Origin of the sequence: Helicobacter pylori, assembly GCF_017594925.1 — a bacterium.
Lineage (GTDB): Bacteria > Campylobacterota > Campylobacteria > Campylobacterales > Helicobacteraceae > Helicobacter > Helicobacter pylori_DP.
Genome location: NZ_JAALNT010000012.1, coordinates 1 through 18,461 on the forward strand (window position 1 = coordinate 1; position 18,461 = coordinate 18,461).

Consider the following 18,461-nt stretch of genomic DNA (forward strand, 5'->3'; position numbering starts at 1 on the left):
TTAGCGGCTTTTTAAAAAGCCCTTGCTGAAACAAGGAAATGAAAGTATAGTCATAGAAAGCTTAAGGTTTGCTTAAAATATAAAAATTTTTGACAGAGTAAGTTAAAATTTTAAAACGATTGGGTTTTGAGAAATCTAAATACCGCCAAAAACACGCACACATTCCCCATAAAACCACTATTATAAGCGCTAATTTATCTCTGTTCTCAAAAATCACTCCATAATAGAGAGCAAAAAATGAAATCATGGATTAGAAAAATCCGCTTAAGCTAACCCTTTTAAATTGGGTGCTTTTTTGTCCCCTTGGTGGGGGGATCGTGTTAGTTCTTCTTAAAGAGTTGGTCTTTAAATGGGTTGTTAAAAGGCTCGTTGGGGGAAAAGTTCTTTTTCTTGGAGGTGTACTGATTTTTTGGCAAGTTATCTACAATGTCAGCGACACTGCGTTCTCTCACATTGCAAGACTTCTTCAAGTCTGAAGGGACAGAATTGGGGCTTTCTTGAATGTTGGCGATGAAGACTTCAAAGCCTTTCTCCCAAGCGGCTTCTAACACAGGCACAAAATCGGTATCCCTGCTGAACAGCAAAATACACCCTCCTTGTTTGGTGCAATACAGCTTGGTAATATCGTGCACCAACAGCGCATCAACTTGTTTTTGACGCAACTTTAAGTAAGGTATGAAAATCTTGGCTTCTAGACCATTATAGACTTCTTTGTCTTCGAACTTATATACGAATTTGAACTTTATCCGCCCGACTCGTAATTTCACTTGATTTTGTTGGGCGATCGCATGGTTGAAAAATTGGATAATCCCTGATTTATTCACTCTTTCCTCATAATCTTTAGGATTCTTCTCTTTATACTCCTCAAGTTCTTCGTTTTTATTGCCCTTGATTCTAGGTTCAACTTCTGTGAAAGGCTCAGATACATAAAAATAGATCCGCTTCAATTCCTCTTCAGGCTCCAAAAACGAACGGATTAGTGCTAAGAGTTGATCGGGATTGTTGAAATTAAAATTAGGCTCTTTTAAACGCTCATCCGTTTCTTGGATTGCTTTCAAATCAGCGAGAAGATTTTCCCAATCCACAAAAATCGTGGTTTCAGTTTTTTCCATGCTTTCTCCCAAAATATGAATTTTGCCATAAGGGTTGAGTATAGCATGGGGATTTAAACATGCCTTGTTTCTTAAAAAAATAAAAGTTCTGTTAAGGTTCTGTTCTCATCAAACAGACACTCAAAGCCTTTTTTTAAATTTGACAACCAACGCTCCATTAAAGCCAAAAATTCAGTTTAACAGATAGCAGGTAGAGAAAAAAGTTATTGAAATTTTGCCTTGAAAAAAAACGAACGCTAACGCTAAAAAAAGTTTTAAAAAGTTGGTAATAAAAGCTAAAAGAAAAACTATTCTTAAAAGAAAGGGTTAAGAACTCATTCTAACCCTTAAAAACCAGAAACGTCTTCCTAATCAGTCTTTTTAAAAAAGAATCTTAACAGAAATTAATGGCGGACCTCTTTAATCCTTGCTGCCTTACCTCTCCTATCGCGCAAGTAGTAGAGCTTCGCACGGCGCACCCTACCCACACGCAACACCTCAACGCTCGCCAAACTTTCGCTATAAAAAGGGAAAATTTTCTCCACGCCGATATTGTTAGCCCCTATTTTACGCACGCAAAAAGTCTTATCCACGCCATTGCCTCTAATCGCAATGCACACGCCTTCAAAATACTGAGTTCGTGTTTTTTCGCCTTCTTTAATGGTAATACCCAATCTCAAAGTATCGCCGGCTTTAAATGTTGGCATGCTCTTGTCTTTTAATTGAGCGTCTTCAAACTGCTGAACGTAGCGGTTTTTCATGTGTTTTCCTTAATGTCAATTTCATGATTTGTGCTGTTTGAATAAATCAAGGCGGTAAAATTTTGTCCTTAATTTTGACAAATCAAGTTTTAGTTGCTTGATTCTAGCATGATTTCCTTTAGAATATTCTAAAGGAGCAGGGATTTTATTGATTTCTTTGGATTTAAAAACAGCGTTAGCGAAATTAGGGGCTTCCAAATAATGGTTTTCAAAGCTCTCATTTTCTAAAGATTGGGCGTTACCCAAAACCCCTTGAATGTGGCGAGCGATACTATCTATCAAGCACAACGCCCCAAGCTCGCCCCCTGTTAAAATAAAATCGCCTATACAAAAAACCTCATCAGCGCTCAATTCAATAGAGCGTTCATCAAAGCCCTCATAACGCCCGCACACCAAAACGACATGCTTTTTTTGAGCCAAACGCATCGCATCTATTTGCTTGAAAGGCTTGCCCACCGCGCTTAAAAAAATTGTGTGTTTAGGGTTTTTAACAGAATGGAGTGCGTTTTCTATCATCTCAGGGTCTAAAATTTGCCCCGCACCCCCACCAATGAGCATGTGATCCGCTTTTTGATATTTATTAGCGCTAAAATCTCTAAGGTTTAACACTTCCAATTCAAAAAGGTTTTTTTCTAACGCTCTTTTTAAAATAGAATCTTCAAAATAAGGCAAGATGAGTTGCGGGAAAAGGGTTAAAACGCTGAATTTCACTCAACTATTCTCTAAAAGCGTTTTAGCGTTATGGGTGGTTATTTTTTTGTCTTGCAAAAGGATTTCTTGGATATAAAAATCCCTATAAGGGATTAAAAAAATCTTAGCCAAACCTTTTCCAACCAAATTCAGCGTGGTTTCAACCATGAAATAATCTGTTTGAGAAATCCTTTGGATTTCTATGACTTTTCCTAGAATCTCGTTTCCTTCCACCACGCTAAGCCCTATTAAATCGCAATAAAAAAACTCGCCCTCTTTTAAAACGCAGAGCTTCTTGCTCTCTTCTTCGCTCATAAAAAGCCCTAAATTAGTCAGCTCTTTAGCCTTTTCGGGCGTGCGGATAGTTTCTAAAAATAACAGGTTTTTAGCATGCTCATAAGAATGGATCACATAGTCTTTAAAAGAAGAAGCGCAAGAGAAAGCGTTGGTTGGAGCGACGCTCACCTTAACGCCCTTTTTTAAACACTCCGGGAAATCGCTCTCTAAATGAAGCTTTAACCCCCCATTAAGCCCCACGCTTTTACCAATCCTACCCACTAAAAGCATGAAAAAAATTCAAGGCGTTTGATCGCCTAAAACATGGGGGGGATTTTTATCGCCATTTTTATCATTACTCGCAAAAACAACGATTTTATAAGAAAACCCATCTTTGGCTTTCACACCTGAAACGAACGCCTTAATCGCGCTCACCATTTTACCCTCTTTGCCAATCACATGCCCCATGTCTGATGGGTGGGTATAAATAGTGATTTGTTTGACTTTATCTTCTAAAAGCGTGTACTCCACGCTCAAAGCTTGCGGAAAAGAAACAACCTTTTTTAAATATTTTTCTAAAAAAGTTGCCACGCAATACGAATAGTCCTTACATTCAGCTTGAGAAAAAGGCGTGTTTAAAGGATCTAATTCGCGCATTTAGTCTCACAAAACCTTAGGCTTTTTGAGAAAGTTTTTCCACCCTCTCGCTCATTTTAGCCCCCACGCCTTTCCAATAATTCAAGCGCTCCTTATCAATCTTAACATCTTTAGGCTCGCTTAAAGGGTTGTAATACCCAATGGATTCAATCCAGCCTCCATCTCTTCTTTTCCTAGAATCGGTTACCACCACCCTATAAAAAGGCTTTTTCTTTCTCCCGATGCGAGTGAGTCTAATGACTGTCATTACAAAAATCTCCTAAAATATTCGTATTAAATTTGAGATTATACAACAAAAGCGCCTAAAACATGCTTAAAAGTTAGCGCATTTTAGGGGGCGTTTGATTTTTAGCCTGACTCATGAGATTCATCAAATCGCTAATACCCTTTTTATTGGTTAAGCGTTTCGCCATTTTGCTCGCTTGATCAAAGCGTTTGATGATGCGATTGATTTCAGACACTTCTAAGCCGCTCCCTAAAGCGATCCTTTTTCTTCGGCTGCCGTTTAAAATCTCGGGGTTTTCTCGCTCTTTTTTGGTCATGGAATTGACCATGGCCTTGATTTTTTTCACTTCTAAAGAACTTTCTAAATCCGTGTCTTTTAGTGCACTTGCCATATTCCCTAAACCTGGAATCATAGAGATCAGAGAACTCATAGAGCCTAATTTTTTCACCTTTTCAATTTGGTTTAAAAAATCGTTGAAAGTGAATTGCCCTTTTTTGAGCTTTTTGCTTAAATCTTTGGCTTCATTAGGGTTTAAAACGCTGGCGGTTTTTTCAGCGAGCGAGATAATATCTCCAGCCCCCATCAAACGCCCCACAATCCTTTCAGGCACAAACACGTCTAAATCAGGGATTTTTTCCCCGCTCCCAATAAAACGCAAGGGTAAGCCTAATTGGTAAGTGATGCCTAAAGCGATACCCCCTTTAGAATCGCTGTCAAATTTGCTTAACACCACCCCACTCACGCCTATTTCTTCATTAAAGGTGTTCGCGCTTTTGACCCCATCTTGCCCACTCAAGGCGTCTGCAACATACAGCACCTCATGGGGGTTTAAGACTTCTTTGACTTCTTTTAATTCTTGCATAAGCTCTTTATCAATGGCTAAACGCCCCGCGCTATCCACGAGCAAAACATCAAATTGCGCTTCTTTAGCCCTTTTTAAAGCGTTGTTAGCGATTTCTTTCACGCTTTTATTTTCTTCATAAAAAACTTCCACGCCCACCTGTTCGCCCAAAACCTTTAATTGATCCACTGCCGCTAGGCGTTGCAAATCGCATGCACATAAAAGCACTTTTTTATTTTTGGTTTTTAAATAATGAGCGAGTTTAGCGGTGGTGGTTGTCTTACCGCTCCCTTGCAAACCCGCCATTAAAACCACGGTGGGAGGCGTTTGAGCGAAAGTAAAACCACTGCTCCCTTTAGCGCTTAAAATTTCTAACAAACTCTTTTCTAAAGCGTCTAAAAATTGCTGCTTACCGATGCCACTCGCTTTAGTTTGACTTTCCACTTTTTTGAGCAATTCTCTAGCCACTTTATGATGCACATCGTTTTTTAAAAGCGTTTTTTTCAATTCATCTAACGCCCTGTCTAGTGCTTTTTCATCATCTTGAAAGCGGATTTTATTGAGCGCGTTTTTAAACCCATCGCTTAATGCTTGAAACATTTTCTATCCTTTTATTATGGTTGTTCTAACAAATCCAATTCTTGTTTAATTTTACTTTCTTTTTCTAAAAGCGTTTTTAAACCCTCTTTGGCTTTTTCTAGCACGCTTTTAGGTGCGTTTTTGACAAAATTTTCATTGTGCAAATTGAGTTTTAGTTTTTCTTTTTCTAGTTTTTCTAGCTGCTTTTTTAAACGAGCAACAAGCGGGCTTAAATCAAGATTTTCTAAATCCGCATGAGTTTGGCAAAATTCCCCCACATCGCTCACGCTTTTTAAAGGCTTGAGAGTTATCACGCTGACTTTTTCTAATTTCGCTAATTTTTGGGCGTAATTTTGCAAACGCTCTGTGTTTTCTATTTTTTCCCTCAATCCCACGCTCGCTTCTTTTAAAACAATCGGTGGGGTTTCTAGCATGATTTTCAAACGCCTTAAAGACACGATGCAATCTTTGATCACTTCAAATTCATGCTCTAGTTTTTCATCTTGTGCGATTTCTTTAGGGTAAGGCATGACCATAATAGAATGAGCGTTTTCTAGTTGAGTGTTACTGAGCTTGTGGTATAAAAATTCGCTGATAAAGGGCATGAAAGGGTGCAAGAGTTTTAAAGCCTCTTTTAACACGCTCCCTAACTCGTCTATCGCTTCATTTTCCACTTTAGAAAATTCAATAAACCAATCGCAAAATTCCCCCCACAAAAAGCGGTATAACAAAGTCGTGGCGTCATTAAAACGATAATTGTCTAAAGCGTTACGAACCTCTTTAGTAACAAGATTTAAGCGCGATTTCGCATAACGCCCCAAAGCCGTTTGGTATTCATCCAAACGCTCTTTATCTTTGAAAGATTCTTGTTTGAGTTTCAAGTAACTCGCCGCATTGAAAATCTTGTTGGCGAAATTCTTGTTATTTTCTAAATGCGTAGTAGAAAGCTTAATGTCCCTGCCCGTAGCGCACAAATTGGCTAAAGTGAAGCGCAGGCTATCCGCGCCGTATTTTTCTATCATCTCTAAAGGATCTATCACATTACCTTTAGATTTGCTCATTTTTTCGCCCTTTTCATCCCTAACCAAGGCGTGCAAGTAAATGTCTTTAAAGGGCAATTCGCCTAAAAGCGACTCGCTGCAAAAGAGCATCCTAGCCACCCAAAAAAAGAGGATGTCAAACCCGGTAATGAGCGTGGTGTTAGGGTAGAAATCTTTCAAATCGTTTTCATTAAACAAACCGCTTTTTTCTTGCCCCCACCCTAGAGTGGAAAACGCCCATAGCCCTGAACTAAACCATGTGTCTAACACATCTTTATCTTGCTCTAATTTTTCACTCTTGCAAGTAGGGCAATTTAAAGGGGTATCAAGGCTTACGAACTGGTGGTTATTCTCGCAAGTGAATACCGGTATTTGATGCCCCCAAAACAATTGCCTGCTGATACACCAAGGGCGTAATTCCCTCATCCAAGCGTTATAATTATTGATCCAATTAGAAGGGTAGAATCGTGCCAAACCTTGTTGGATTTTTTCAATAGAACTTTGAGCGATTTCAGGCTTGACAAACCATTGCTTAGACACATAAGGCTCTACCACATTATGGCAACGATAGCAATGCCCCACTTGATGCGTGTGTTCTTCTATTTTTTCCAATAAGGCGTTTTCTTTTAATCTTTCTACGACCTTATCTCTGGCTTCTAATCGCTCTAAATTTTCAAACTCCCCACAATGCGCGTTTAAAATCCCTTTTTCATCAAAGATTTTAATCGTTTCTAAATGGTGGCGTTTGCCCACTTCGTAATCGTTAAAATCATGCCCAGGGGTAACTTTCACACACCCTGTGCCAAACTCCATTTCCACATGCGCATCAGCGATAATAGGGATTGTGCGATTGATTAAAGGCAAGATTACTTGTTGCCCCACTAAATGCCTGTACCTCTCATCGTTAGGATTGACCATAAGCGCGCTATCGCCAAACAAAGTTTCAGGGCGCGTGGTAGCCACCACTAAATAATCTTTTTGATTTTCTAAATAATATCTAATATAATACAATGCCCCCTTACGCTCTTCATACTCCACTTCAATATCGCTCAACGCCCCATCTTTAGTGCACCAATTCACCATGTAGTTATCTTGAACGATGAGACCCTGTTCATACCATTTCAAAAACGCTAATTTAACCGCTCTTTGCAAGCCCTTATCCATCGTGAAACGAGTCCTAGAAAAGGCCGCGCTCACGCCTAAATGCTTCATTTGCTCTAAAATCGCTCCCCCGCTCTTTTCTTTCCACTCCCACACTTTTTGAATGAACTCTTCACGCCCTAAATCTTCTTTTTTAATCCCTTGATTTAAAAGCTGCTTTTCTACGACATTTTGCGTCGCAATGCCGGCGTGATCTAGCCCAGGCTGATACAAAGTCTTATACCCGTCCATGCGTTTATAACGCGCTAAAATATCTTGCAAGCTTAAAGTCAAAGCATGCCCTATGTGTAAGATGCCGGTCACATTAGGAGGGGGCATCATCAAGCAAAATCGTTTGTTTTTTTCTTGGATTTTTTCATTGCCATCAATTTCAAAATACCCCCTATGAGAGCAAATTTCATAAATCTTTTTTTCTATCTCTTGGGGTTGGTAGGTGGTGGGTTCTTGTTTCATTGTTATTATTATCCTAAAATAGAGCGTTCTTTCAAAAATGGTTGGTTTTTGGAACGCCTTTTGCTTTTACGCTTTTAATTGTTGCGTATTTTTTTAAAATTATACAACAAAGCATTTAAATTAAAAAGGATAGTCTAGTGAATTACTTTTTAAAAGCCCCTATTTTAGGATTTGAGCATATCAATGAAGTGCGTTTGGAAAAAATTGATTCCTTATTCAGCCGATTGGTTAGTCAAACGAACTCGCCCATGGCGTTGGATATGGTCTTAGTGAATCCTTATTGTTTGAGGGAATACAGCTTTGTGATACCCAAATACATAGAATTACTGCTAGAATTAGATTCTCATTCCAAAGTGGAGGTGTATTGCGTGGTCGTGTTGCAAAAAAATTTAGAAGATTCTATGGTTAATTTCTTAGCCCCTTTAGTGTTTAATTCCAAAAATGGCTTTGGCGCTCAAGTGGCGCTTTCTATGATGGATTACCCGGATTTTGGCTTTAGAGACCCTTTAAAAAGCTTTGTGATTCAAGAAAGAGAACGAGCTTAAAGGTTTTTAGCATGAAATTCGCTCTTACAGGGGGAGGCACAGGGGGGCATCTCTCTATCGCTAAAGCCTTAGCCATAGAATTAGAAAAGCAAGGCATAGAGGCTATTTATTTAGGCTCCACTTATGGGCAAGATAGAGAATGGTTTGAAAACAGCCCCCTGTTTAGCGAACGCTATTTTTTCAACACGCAAGGCGTGGTCAATAAAAGCTTTTTTAAAAAAATAGGCTCTTTATTCTTGCAAGCTAAAGCCGCTTTTAAGGCTAAAGAAATTTTAAAAAAACACCAGATCACGCACACCATTAGCGTGGGAGGGTTTAGCGCAGGGCCGGCGAGTTTTGCAAGCTTGCTCAATCACATACCCCTTTATATCCATGAGCAAAATGCGATCAAAGGCTCTCTTAACCGCTATCTTTCCCCTAAAGCTAAGGCGGTGTTTTCAAGCTATGCGTTTAAAGATAAGGGAAATCATGTTTTAACCTCCTATCCCGTGCAAAATGTTTTTTTTGATTCCGCTAGGACTCGAACTGAAATCAAGCACATTTTATTTTTAGGCGGTTCTCAAGGGGCAAAAGCGATCAATGAGTTTGCGTTATTAAACGCTCCTAAACTCACCAAACAAGGGATTAAAATCACGCATATTTGCGGCTCAGACGCTCATGAAAGAATGCGTTTTTTTTACCAGGAATTAGGGCTGTTGGATAAGGTAGAATTGTTTGCTTTCCACACCAATATTATAGAAGTCATGCGCCAAGCGGATTTGTGCGTGAGCCGAGCGGGTGCTAGCAGCGTGTGGGAATTGTGCGCCAATGGCTTACCCACGATTTTTATCCCCTACCCTTTTGCGAGCAATAACCACCAGTATTACAATGTCTTAGAATTTGAAAAAGAAAACCTGTGCTATGTTGCGCCACAAAATGAATTGTTACCCAAAAAGCTCTTTGAAGTGATTAGAAAGCTCAACCAAAAAGACGATCAAGGCAATAAAAACCTAACCATTATCAGCGCTAAATTGCAGCAAAAAATCGCTAAAGACGGCGCAAAAACCATCATTGAAACGATTTTGAACGCCTAAAATAGCCCATTTTAATCAACAATTAAGCGACTAACCATTAAACTTAAGCGATAAATAAGATAAAATTTAGGATAGCTCAAATCTTTTAAAAAGAAAAGGATAACCCCTTGCAAAACTTTGTTTTTAATAAAAAATGGCTTATCTATTCTAGCCTACTCCCCTTATTTTTTCTCAATCCCTTAGCGGCAGAAGATGATGGGTTTTTTATGGGGGTGAGTTATCAAACTTCTTTGGCCATTCAAAGGGTGGATAACTCAGGGCTTAACGCCAGTCAAGACGCATCCACCTACATCCGCCAAAACGCTATCGCTTTAGAATCTGCAGCAGTGCCTTTAGCCTATTATTTAGAAGCGATGGGCCAACAAACGAGGGTTTTAATGCAAATGCTCTGCCCTGATCCTTCTAAAAGATGTTTGCTCTATGCGGGGGGCTATCAACAAAACGCCCAAAATGGCGATACAGGCAACAACCCCCCAAGAGGCAATGTCAATGCCACCTTTGATATGCAATCTTTAGTCAATAATTTAAACAAGCTCACCCAACTCATCGGCGAGACTCTAATCCGTAACCCTGAAAATCTTCCTAACGCCAAAGTCTTTAATGTCAAATTCGGCAATCAAAGCACTGTTATTGCATTGCCTGAGGGTCTAGCCAATACCATGAACGCTTTAAACGATGATATTACCAACGCTTTAACCACGCTTTGGTATAACCAAACCTTAACGAATAAATCTTTTAATAGCGGTAATTCCGTGAATTTTAGCCCTGAAGTCTTGCAACACCTTTTACAAGACGGGTTAGCCACAAGCAATAGTAATCAAACCATTTGCAGCACTCAAAACCAATGCACCGCCACTAATGAAGCTAAATCTATCGCTCAAAACGCCCAAAACATCTTCCAAGCTTTAATGCAAGCAGGGATTTTAGGGGGCTTAGCCAATGAAAAGCAATTTGGCTTCACTTACAACAAAGCCCCTAATGGCAGTAATTCCCAACAAGGCTACCAAAGTTTTAGCGGCCCGGGTTATTACACTAAAAACGGCAACACCACGCAAGCGCCCTTAAAAGCATTACCCGCTGGAGCGACAATTGGATCAGGCAATGGCCAATACACCTACCACCCTAGCTCGGCAGTCTATTATTTAGCCGATAGCATCATCGCTAATGGCATTACCGCTTCTATGATTTTTTCAGGCATGCAAAATTTCGCCAATAAAGCCGCTAAACTGACAGGTACTTCAAGCTATAACCAGATGCAAGATACGATCAATTATGGGGAAAGCCTGCTCAATAACACCGTATCGTATGGGGATTTTATCACCAATTGGGTCGCCCCCTATTTGGATTTAAATAACAAAGGTTTGAATTTCTTGCCTAATTATGGGGGGCAATTGAATGGATCTAATAGTCAAACCCCACAATTAACCCCACAACAAGCCCAACAAGAACAAAAAGTGATCATGAACCAACTAGAGCAAGCCACAAACGCCCCCACCCCTGCGCAAATAGACAGGATCTTAGCCAACCCCTATTCCCCCACGGCAAAAACTTTAATGGCTTATGGGCTTTATCGCTCTAAAGCAGTGGTTGGTGGGGTGATTGATGAAATGCAAACTAAAGTGAATCAAGTCTATCAAATGGGCTTTGCTAGGAATTTTTTGGAGCATAACTCTAATTCTAATAACATGAACGGCTTTGGCGTGAAAATGGGCTATAAGCAATTCTTTGGCAAAAAGCGCATGTTTGGGCTTAGGTATTATGGTTTTTATGATTTTGGTTACGCTCAATTTGGCACAGGACCTTCTTTAGTGAAAGCCACGCTCTCTAGCTATGGGGCAGGCACAGACTTTCTTTATAATGTTTTTACCCGAAAAAGGGGGACTGAAGCGATAGATATCGGTTTTTTTGCCGGTATCCAACTTGCAGGGCAAACCTGGAAAACGAATTTTTTAGATCAAGTGGATGGCAACCATCTTAAGCCTAAGGACACTTCTTTCCAATTCCTTTTTGATTTAGGCATAAGGACTAATTTTTCCAAAATCGCTCATCAAAAAAGATCCCGTTTTTCTCAAGGGGTAGAATTTGGCCTTAAAATACCGGTGCTTTATCACACCTATTACCAATCAGAAGGCGTTACAGCGAAGTATAGAAGAGCCTTTAGTTTTTATGTGGGCTACAACATAGGCTTTTGATTAAACAAAATAAGGGAAAAATATGATAAAAAAAGCTAGAAAATTCATACCATTCTTTTTAATTGGCTCTCTCTTAGCTGAAGACAATGGCTGGTATATGTCTGTAGGCTATCAAATCGGCGGCACGCAACAATTCATCAATAACAAACAACTTTTAGAAAATCAAAATATCATCAACAGCGTAACCCAAAGCGCGATCAATATTGCAGGGCCTACTACCGGTTTAATCACTTTAAGCTCTCAAAGCGTCATTGACGCTTTAGGCTATGGCGTGAGTAACACTGTTGGCAACCAATTAGAGGGCATTTCTAATATCCTAAATCAAATTGGCAAAAGAAAAGACTTTTATTCTAGCCGTCAAATCTCTAGCATTTCCCAGCAAATCATAGGGCTTAAAGGAAGCTCTGATCCCTTAAAAGCCCACTCTTCACAAATCACAGCCAAACTCCTTTCTAACACCCAAAGCGCGTTTGATCAGGGCATCGCGCTAAGCTCTAGCATCATTAGTTCTGTTAATAGCCTTAATCCCAGCAACAACACCCAAGAAGTCAAAGCCCAGCTCCAAAACACCGCGCAATCCATGGCAGAATTATTGCAACAAATTGAACACAGCATCACTAAAACCACTAGCACCACTTACGCGCAATCCTTACTCACTAATCTAACCGATGCGGTGAATGCCTCTAGCAACAATACCACTTATGTGAGCGCTCTTGTTAACGCTTTAAACACTTTAGGGGTGGGGGTTTTCCCCACCACAACCTCAACGCATGTGGTGTTAAACCCACCGGGACAAGTCGTATTCTATCCAACTAATTCCCTTTTAGGCTCTACTTCTTCAAACAGCAACAACCAACAACAATACAACAACACCCTTTTAATGAACACCTTACAAGGGGCATTAAGCGCTAATAATCAAAATAACCCCAATGGTTGCACCAATCAAGTCCAGTGTTTGGAGCAATTCATCCAAAATTTAGCCCCTTTAGCCGCAACCCCCACTTCAAACAACCAAGCCAACCAGCAAGTCCAAGCCATCGCTCAAAAACTTCAAAGCGTCGCTATCAACGCTTTAGACAACAATGCGATCAACAACACCACTTATAATTTAAACAACTTGCACAACGCTTTGAATTTCCAAGCCTATGAAAGCACGATAGAACAATACAATAACGCTTTAAAACAAATTTCTTGGATCAGTTTTACTGAGCCTAAAAACTTGCTCAAAAACACTTCTAACAATTACCAAATCGGCACCGTAACCAACGCTCAAGGGCAAAATATCAGCGCCTATGATTGCGCAAGCGCTACCGGAAGCCTTTCTAGCAACGCTTCTAGCGGGATTTCATGCTCAGCCACAAGCTCCACAAGTTCCACAAATGGCTCTACAAACAGCTTTGACAATTCTTTAGTCGCTACCTCCAAAGTCCAAACCATAGGAGGCAAAGAGCAGATCGGCGTGAATTCTTTCAACTTGGTTTCTCAAGTGTGGAGCGTTTATAACTCTTTAAAAACTTCAGAAGAAAATTTGAAAAAAAACGCCAGTATTTTATGCACTAATGGGACGCAATCTGGGACAAGCTCATGCAATAGCTCTTCAGGGGGTTTGAGCATCAGCGGGAACGCCCAATTGCAAAACATTTTAAGCTCTACTAATGGGGCTAGCGCTACCGCTCAAGCTAAAAGCAACGCTCCCAAACTGAAAGCGATGGTGGTTGTGAATAATGAAGAAGAAGCTAAAACGGCCAATTTAGCTCAAAATAGCGGAGCTACCACTCAATCTCCTAACAGCACGGTAGTGGGAGCTTTAAACACCGTATTGCAAAATGTCAATAATTTCCAACAAAGCATTCAAAACGCTTTTCAAAGCCAAAGCAGTAATATCCAAGCTTGGGCGAACGCGCTTTATAACACTAGTAACCCTAATGGGAGTCAATCGCAAAATTTAACTGCTAGCAATAACCAAGATTTACGCATCCAATTGAGAGCGAATTTCTACCAGCTCATCAATACGATTGACCAGCAAGTGCCTACAGACATGAGCGCTTTAATCGCTCAAAGCCAACAAACCCAACAAACAAGCGGATCAGCAAATAACAATCCATGCAGTAATGGTAATGGAACCGGTAGCACCAACTGGTGCTATCAGCAGTGGTCCGATTCTAAGGCTTATTACAGCGGGTTGCAAAGCGCTTTAGGGTATCAAACACAAGCAACAACTCAAAGTAAGAGCAGTGGTGGGAACACTATCACCTACAACGTCCAACAAATCACGCTCACTAGCGGTGGTTTGCTCAATCAAATCATCACAAATCTTAAGGGCGTTAATGGGGGCAATGGCGCGAATAGCGGAAGCGGAAATGGCACTAGTCAAATCACCACAGCCTACCAGATGCTCACAGACGCCAGTGATGGGAAATTAGGGACTTATAATAGTAGCGGTAATAGTGGCAGTAACAACGGCTATCAAACATGCACCAACGGGAGCAACGGGACGAGTGGGAGCAATTGTTATGAACCCAACAAACAACAAAACACCACAAGCGCCACAAGCACAAACACAGCCACCACAACCGACAGCAATTTACAAAAAGTCTATAATGACGCCCAAAAAATAGCCGACATTATCGCTAGTTCAGGGAATAACAAAGGCGTTGAAAACGGCTTAAAACAATTCTTTGAAGCCTTAAAAAGCAGTAACGGCACGCTTAATAGTTTATGCACTAATGGTAGTAGCGGTAGCAGTAGCTCTACTTGCTCCGGTGGGCTTATCAACCTTTTAGGGGCAATCCCCACTAATGGGGTGAGCGATACGAATAATTTAATCCATTTGCTCACTGAATTTATCAAAACCGCCGGGTTTATCCAAAATAATGATAGTAATGTATCTACTAGTCTTACAAGCGCTTTTCAAGCCATTACGAGCGCTATTTCTCAAGGGTTTCAAGCCTTACAAAACGATATTAGCCCTAATGCGATTTTAACCTTGCTCCAAGAAATCACTTCTAACACCACCACCATCCAAGCGTTCTCGCAAACCTTACGGCAGCTTTTAGGGGATAAAACCTTCTTTATGGTGCAACAAAAACTCATTGATGCGATGATTAACGCCAGAAATCAGGTTCAAAACGCGCAAAATCAAGCCAATAACTACGGCTCTCAACCCGTTTTAAGCCAGTATGCGGCCGCTAAAAGCACCCAACACGGCATGAGCAATGGCTTAGGGGTTGGCATAGGCTATAAATACTTCTTTGGTAAGGCTAGGAAATTGGGCCTTAGGCATTATTTTTTCTTTGATTACGGCTTTAGTGAAATAGGCCTAGCCAATCAAAGCGTGAAAGCGAATATCTTTGCTTATGGGGTAGGCACGGATTTTTTATGGAATCTATTCAGGAGGACTTACAACACTAAAGCGTTGAATTTTGGGCTATTTGCTGGGGTCCAATTAGGCGGCGCAACTTGGCTTAGCTCCTTAAGGCAACAAATCATTGACAATTGGGGGAACGCCAATGACATCCATTCAACGAATTTTCAAGTGGCGCTGAATTTTGGGGTGCGCACCAACTTTGCAGAGTTTAAGCGTTTCGCTAAGAAATTCCACAATCAAGGGGTCATCAGCCAAAAGAGCGTGGAATTTGGGATCAAAGTGCCTCTCATCAATCAAGCGTATTTGAATAGCGCCGGGGCTGATGTGAGCTACAGGAGGCTTTATACTTTCTATATCAATTACATCATGGGGTTTTAAAAAAGGGGTGCATCAATGGAAATCTTACAATTCATCGGCTATGGGAATATGGCTCAAGCGATTTTAGAAGGCTCTCATGAAATTTTATCCAAGCACTTTATTTTAGAGATTACCGGGCGAAACCCTGAAAAAATCGCCCCCTTTTTACAAGAAAAAGACATTCAAGCGCACATCATTCCCTATAAAAACGCTATTGATATACACCAAAAATTCGTGTTTTTACTTTTTAAGCCTTATAACCTTAAGGATTTTAATTATCAAGGGCAAGCCCAAAGCGTTTTGAGCGCGTTAGCTGGCGTAAATTTTGAAGCTTTAAGCAATGCGATTAATTCTTTACATTACTTAAAATGCATGCCTAATATTGCGAGCAAATTCGCCCTTTCTTCTACGGCGGTGTGTGAAAAATCGGTTGCGCCTTCAATAAGCGAGAAGGCTTTGAGCATTATTGAAAGTTTTGGGAATTGCGTGCGAGTGGGAAATGAAGAGCAGGTGGATGCCAGTATAGCGACCAATGGGAGCGCGCTCGCTTTTTTAAGCTTGGTAGCGAGCGGTTTGAAAGATGCTGGTATTAGAGAGGGCTTGAGTGCTAGAGATTCTTTAGAGTTGGTAAAAATGAGTTTTAAAGGCTTTGCCAAACTGTTAGAGAAAGAACGCCCTGAGGTGATCATGGAGCAAATTTGCACCCCTAAAGGCGCAACGATTGAAGGCTTGAGCGTTTTAGAAAAAAAGGGGGTTAGGGGAGCGTTCATCAAAGCATGTCATGAAAGCGTGAAAAAAATGCGCCCCCTAAAAAATTGCGCCCCTAAAAAATAAGCGCGATGCATTTAGACAGGCAGAGTTTAGAAAAAGCCAAGCATTTGATCCAAAGCGGTCTGATTGACACCATAGAAGTAGGCACGATCAAGGGCTTGTAAGAAATCCATCGGTTTTTGTTTGAAGGGTTGTATGAATTTGCTGGGAAAATCAGGGATAAAAATATTTCAAATTTCAGGTTCGCTAACTGCTTGTATTTGGATTTGATTTTACCCAGAATTGAGAGCATGCCACAAAGCCATTTCAATCAAATCATAGAAAAATATGTGGAAATAAATATCGCTCACCCTTTTTTGGAGGGTAATGGCAGAGCGACTAGGATATGGCTTGATTTATTGCTTAAAAAGGAATTGAAAAAAATCGTGCGATAGGATTGATAAAGCCGCTTATTTGAGTGCTATGGAAAGGAGTCCGGTGAATGATTTGGAAATCAAAACGCTTTTAAAAAAGCATTTGAGTTCTAATACCAACGATCCCTTAACTTTCATTAAAGGCATCACGCAGTCGTATTACTATGAAGGGCTTTGAATCAAGGATTTGTTTTATAGAATATCTGATTTTACAAATGCCACTTCTACGATTCTAGCGTGTAATTTGCCATCCTTGTAAAGAGCGTTGGTTGCTCCTCTAGAATAGAGCATCAAATGGTTATTGACAATCAAAATATCATTCTTTTTTAGTGAGTGATAAGAGCTATGTTCTTTACAGAGTTTAGAAAAAGTATTGAGCATGTGGGACTGCCCCTTGGTGGGTTTTATTTTATTTTGTGCATAATAAGACATGATCCTACTCAATGAAAAACGCACCACCTTTAACAAGCCGTATTCATCTAAAGTCAAAATAGGGAATTGCTTAGTGCCATCTTGATTGCTAAAAAAGGTGTGCGAACTTAAATAATCTATCCATTCAGAGCCTAAATTATCTTTAACCAAACTAAACGCATCTACAATCCCATTTTTCCAAAGTCTTCGCCCAAAAAATCTGGCTGTATCATTTTGATAAAGACAAAATTCGGAGGAGGGTCTAGATAGGCAAAATCTGTGTGAGAATCTAGGGGGCTAAAATCAAAGCCTTGCAATTTTTCCATAGGGTTATCGCTAATATAGGGCTTTAGCATGATGTGATGGTGTTCGTTGATGGGGAGTTTTTTTCTAGGTCTAACGCATGCACCAAAATAACTCGTCAAGTCGTTTAGGGCAATTTCATAGCCCAAGGGACGCGCAATCACAAAGCCCACTTCATTTAAAATGGATTTGATAGATTGCTCAATATCTTTCGTCAGACGCTCTTCAAATGCAAATACCATATTTTTTAATCCTCGTCATCCTCGTCATCCTCGTCATCATCACCTCTTGACCAACAACTTCTAGACCTACAAGGGTTTTGATCACTCATGCCATAAAGCTTCGTTTTAAAATGATGCTCATACACTCGCTCGCTTGAATCAGACGCTTTATTCCAACTCCTTTCGTCTTCTTTTCCCCTTAATCCAAAATAAGGATAATGCTCTAAGAATTTTCCAAAAAGCATGTTGCAGTCTTTTCTGTATTTAGCGGTATCCAAAATATGCTGGTGCCACGCTTCATCAATCATGCCATTTGGCACAAAATCCACATCCTTATAGACCATTCTGCAAAACTAAAAAATTTTTATATTGTTGCATGCACGCCATAACATAATCTTTATCCAATTTGTTATACTCTATCATCTTACTAATTTGAATAGAAAAATCTACTTGAGCGACCTTTTCTTGCACTTTTAAGATTTCTTGTTCGCTTACAAATTCCATTAGGAACTCCTTTATAATAAAAATATTGGTGATTATACTAAATAGGGGGGGTGTCAAGGCTATAAGACTAAAAAGTTTTATTTTTACAAAAAATATTAGTTTTCTACTAAAATCCGTTCAATCAAACTCAAAGGCAAGTCAAAAGCTTTAATGAGTTCGCCCTCTTTTTGGCGTTGTTCGCCCTTATCTTTTTCATGGTCATAGCCTAACAAATGCAACACCCCATGGATGAATAAAAGAGCGATCTCATTTTCTAAGCTATGCCCTAATTTCAGGGCGTTTTGTTGAGCTAATGGCGCATTAATCACCACGCTCCCTAAAGGGGCGTGAGGGATCGCTTCTAAAGGGAAGCTCAAAACATCGGTGGCGTAATCGCAACCCCTTAAATCCCTGTTGATTTCTCGCATGGTTTCACCGCTCACCAAAACAAGCTCAATGATTTGAGTGGGGGCTAAAACATTTGCGATTTTTTCTAATAATAAAAAGTCTGATTCTAGTGGGGTTTGGTTGTCTATTTCTAGCATCAATA

At 40.1% G+C, this 18,461-nt stretch carries 15 protein-coding genes and 3 pseudogenes; 6 read left to right on the plus strand and 12 right to left on the minus strand.

Features of this window, described 5'->3' with window-relative positions:
- Positions 1–61 precede the first annotated feature (61 nt).
- The 9 genes from G6069_RS08115 to valS form a co-directional block, all read right to left on the minus strand.
- On the minus strand, positions 62–247 hold the full coding sequence (locus G6069_RS08115; protein ID WP_000622757.1) for a hypothetical protein: 186 nt from the start codon (positions 245–247) through the stop codon (positions 62–64).
- A 73-nt stretch (positions 248–320) separates the two neighbouring features.
- Positions 321–1,112: an NYN domain-containing protein gene (locus G6069_RS05300; protein ID WP_197293598.1), complete on the minus strand. Its 792-nt coding sequence runs from the start codon at positions 1,110–1,112 to the stop codon at positions 321–323.
- 383 nt (positions 1,113–1,495) lie between these two features.
- On the minus strand, positions 1,496–1,852 hold the full coding sequence (gene rplS / locus G6069_RS05305) for a 50S ribosomal protein L19 (RefSeq protein WP_000797732.1): 357 nt from the start codon (positions 1,850–1,852) through the stop codon (positions 1,496–1,498).
- A 21-nt stretch (positions 1,853–1,873) separates the two neighbouring features.
- On the minus strand, positions 1,874–2,563 hold the full coding sequence (gene trmD / locus G6069_RS05310; RefSeq protein ID WP_197293599.1) for a tRNA (guanosine(37)-N1)-methyltransferase TrmD: 690 nt from the start codon (positions 2,561–2,563) through the stop codon (positions 1,874–1,876).
- Positions 2,564–3,109, minus strand: coding sequence for a ribosome maturation factor RimM (rimM, locus tag G6069_RS05315; RefSeq protein ID WP_197293600.1), 546 nt, complete (start codon positions 3,107–3,109; stop codon positions 2,564–2,566). It abuts the gene before it with no gap.
- Between the two features lie 9 nt (positions 3,110–3,118).
- Positions 3,119–3,475, minus strand: coding sequence for a KH domain-containing protein (locus tag G6069_RS05320; protein WP_197293601.1), 357 nt, complete (start codon positions 3,473–3,475; stop codon positions 3,119–3,121).
- 16 nt (positions 3,476–3,491) lie between these two features.
- Positions 3,492–3,722, minus strand: a complete 231-nt coding sequence (rpsP, locus tag G6069_RS05325) for a 30S ribosomal protein S16 (protein ID WP_000216132.1) — start codon at positions 3,720–3,722, stop codon at positions 3,492–3,494.
- A gap of 73 nt (positions 3,723–3,795) precedes the next feature.
- The gene (ffh, locus tag G6069_RS05330) at positions 3,796–5,142 is read right to left on the minus strand and encodes a signal recognition particle protein (protein WP_197293602.1); all 1,347 of its coding nucleotides are present in this window, start codon (positions 5,140–5,142) and stop codon (positions 3,796–3,798) included.
- A gap of 14 nt (positions 5,143–5,156) precedes the next feature.
- Positions 5,157–7,775, minus strand: a complete 2,619-nt coding sequence (valS, locus tag G6069_RS05335) for a valine--tRNA ligase (protein WP_197293603.1) — start codon at positions 7,773–7,775, stop codon at positions 5,157–5,159.
- Between the two features lie 137 nt (positions 7,776–7,912).
- On the opposite strand from valS, the gene fliW reads away from it, so the two are divergent.
- The 6 genes and pseudogenes from fliW to fic all read left to right on the plus strand — a co-directional run bounded on the left by fliW (position 7,913) and on the right by fic (position 16,671).
- Entirely contained in the window at positions 7,913–8,320 is a 408-nt protein-coding gene (gene fliW, locus G6069_RS05340) for a flagellar assembly protein FliW (protein WP_001105858.1), read from the plus strand.
- 11 nt (positions 8,321–8,331) lie between these two features.
- Entirely contained in the window at positions 8,332–9,393 is a 1,062-nt protein-coding gene (murG, locus tag G6069_RS05345) for an undecaprenyldiphospho-muramoylpentapeptide beta-N-acetylglucosaminyltransferase (protein WP_197293604.1), read from the plus strand.
- Positions 9,394–9,500: 107 nt separating this feature from the next.
- On the plus strand, positions 9,501–11,585 hold the full coding sequence (gene hopI, locus G6069_RS05350; RefSeq protein ID WP_197293605.1) for a Hop family outer membrane protein HopI: 2,085 nt from the start codon (positions 9,501–9,503) through the stop codon (positions 11,583–11,585).
- A gap of 22 nt (positions 11,586–11,607) precedes the next feature.
- The gene (gene hopL, locus G6069_RS05355) at positions 11,608–15,330 is read left to right on the plus strand and encodes a Hop family outer membrane protein HopL (RefSeq protein ID WP_197293606.1); all 3,723 of its coding nucleotides are present in this window, start codon (positions 11,608–11,610) and stop codon (positions 15,328–15,330) included.
- A 15-nt stretch (positions 15,331–15,345) separates the two neighbouring features.
- Entirely contained in the window at positions 15,346–16,143 is a 798-nt protein-coding gene (gene proC, locus G6069_RS05360; RefSeq protein WP_197293607.1) for a pyrroline-5-carboxylate reductase, read from the plus strand.
- 5 nt (positions 16,144–16,148) lie between these two features.
- Positions 16,149–16,671, plus strand: a pseudogene (gene fic / locus G6069_RS05365) (protein adenylyltransferase Fic).
- Between the two features lie 14 nt (positions 16,672–16,685).
- Here fic and G6069_RS05370 read toward each other — a convergent pair.
- The 3 genes and pseudogenes from G6069_RS05370 to ybeY form a co-directional block, all read right to left on the minus strand.
- A pseudogene (locus G6069_RS05370) lies at positions 16,686–17,449 on the minus strand (TauD/TfdA family dioxygenase).
- Positions 17,450–17,454: 5 nt separating this feature from the next.
- Positions 17,455–17,932 (minus strand): annotated as a pseudogene (locus tag G6069_RS05375) (glycine-rich domain-containing protein).
- A gap of 95 nt (positions 17,933–18,027) precedes the next feature.
- Positions 18,028–18,456: an rRNA maturation RNase YbeY gene (ybeY, locus tag G6069_RS05380; protein WP_197293608.1), complete on the minus strand. Its 429-nt coding sequence runs from the start codon at positions 18,454–18,456 to the stop codon at positions 18,028–18,030.
- Between the last annotated feature and the right edge of the window lie 5 nt (positions 18,457–18,461).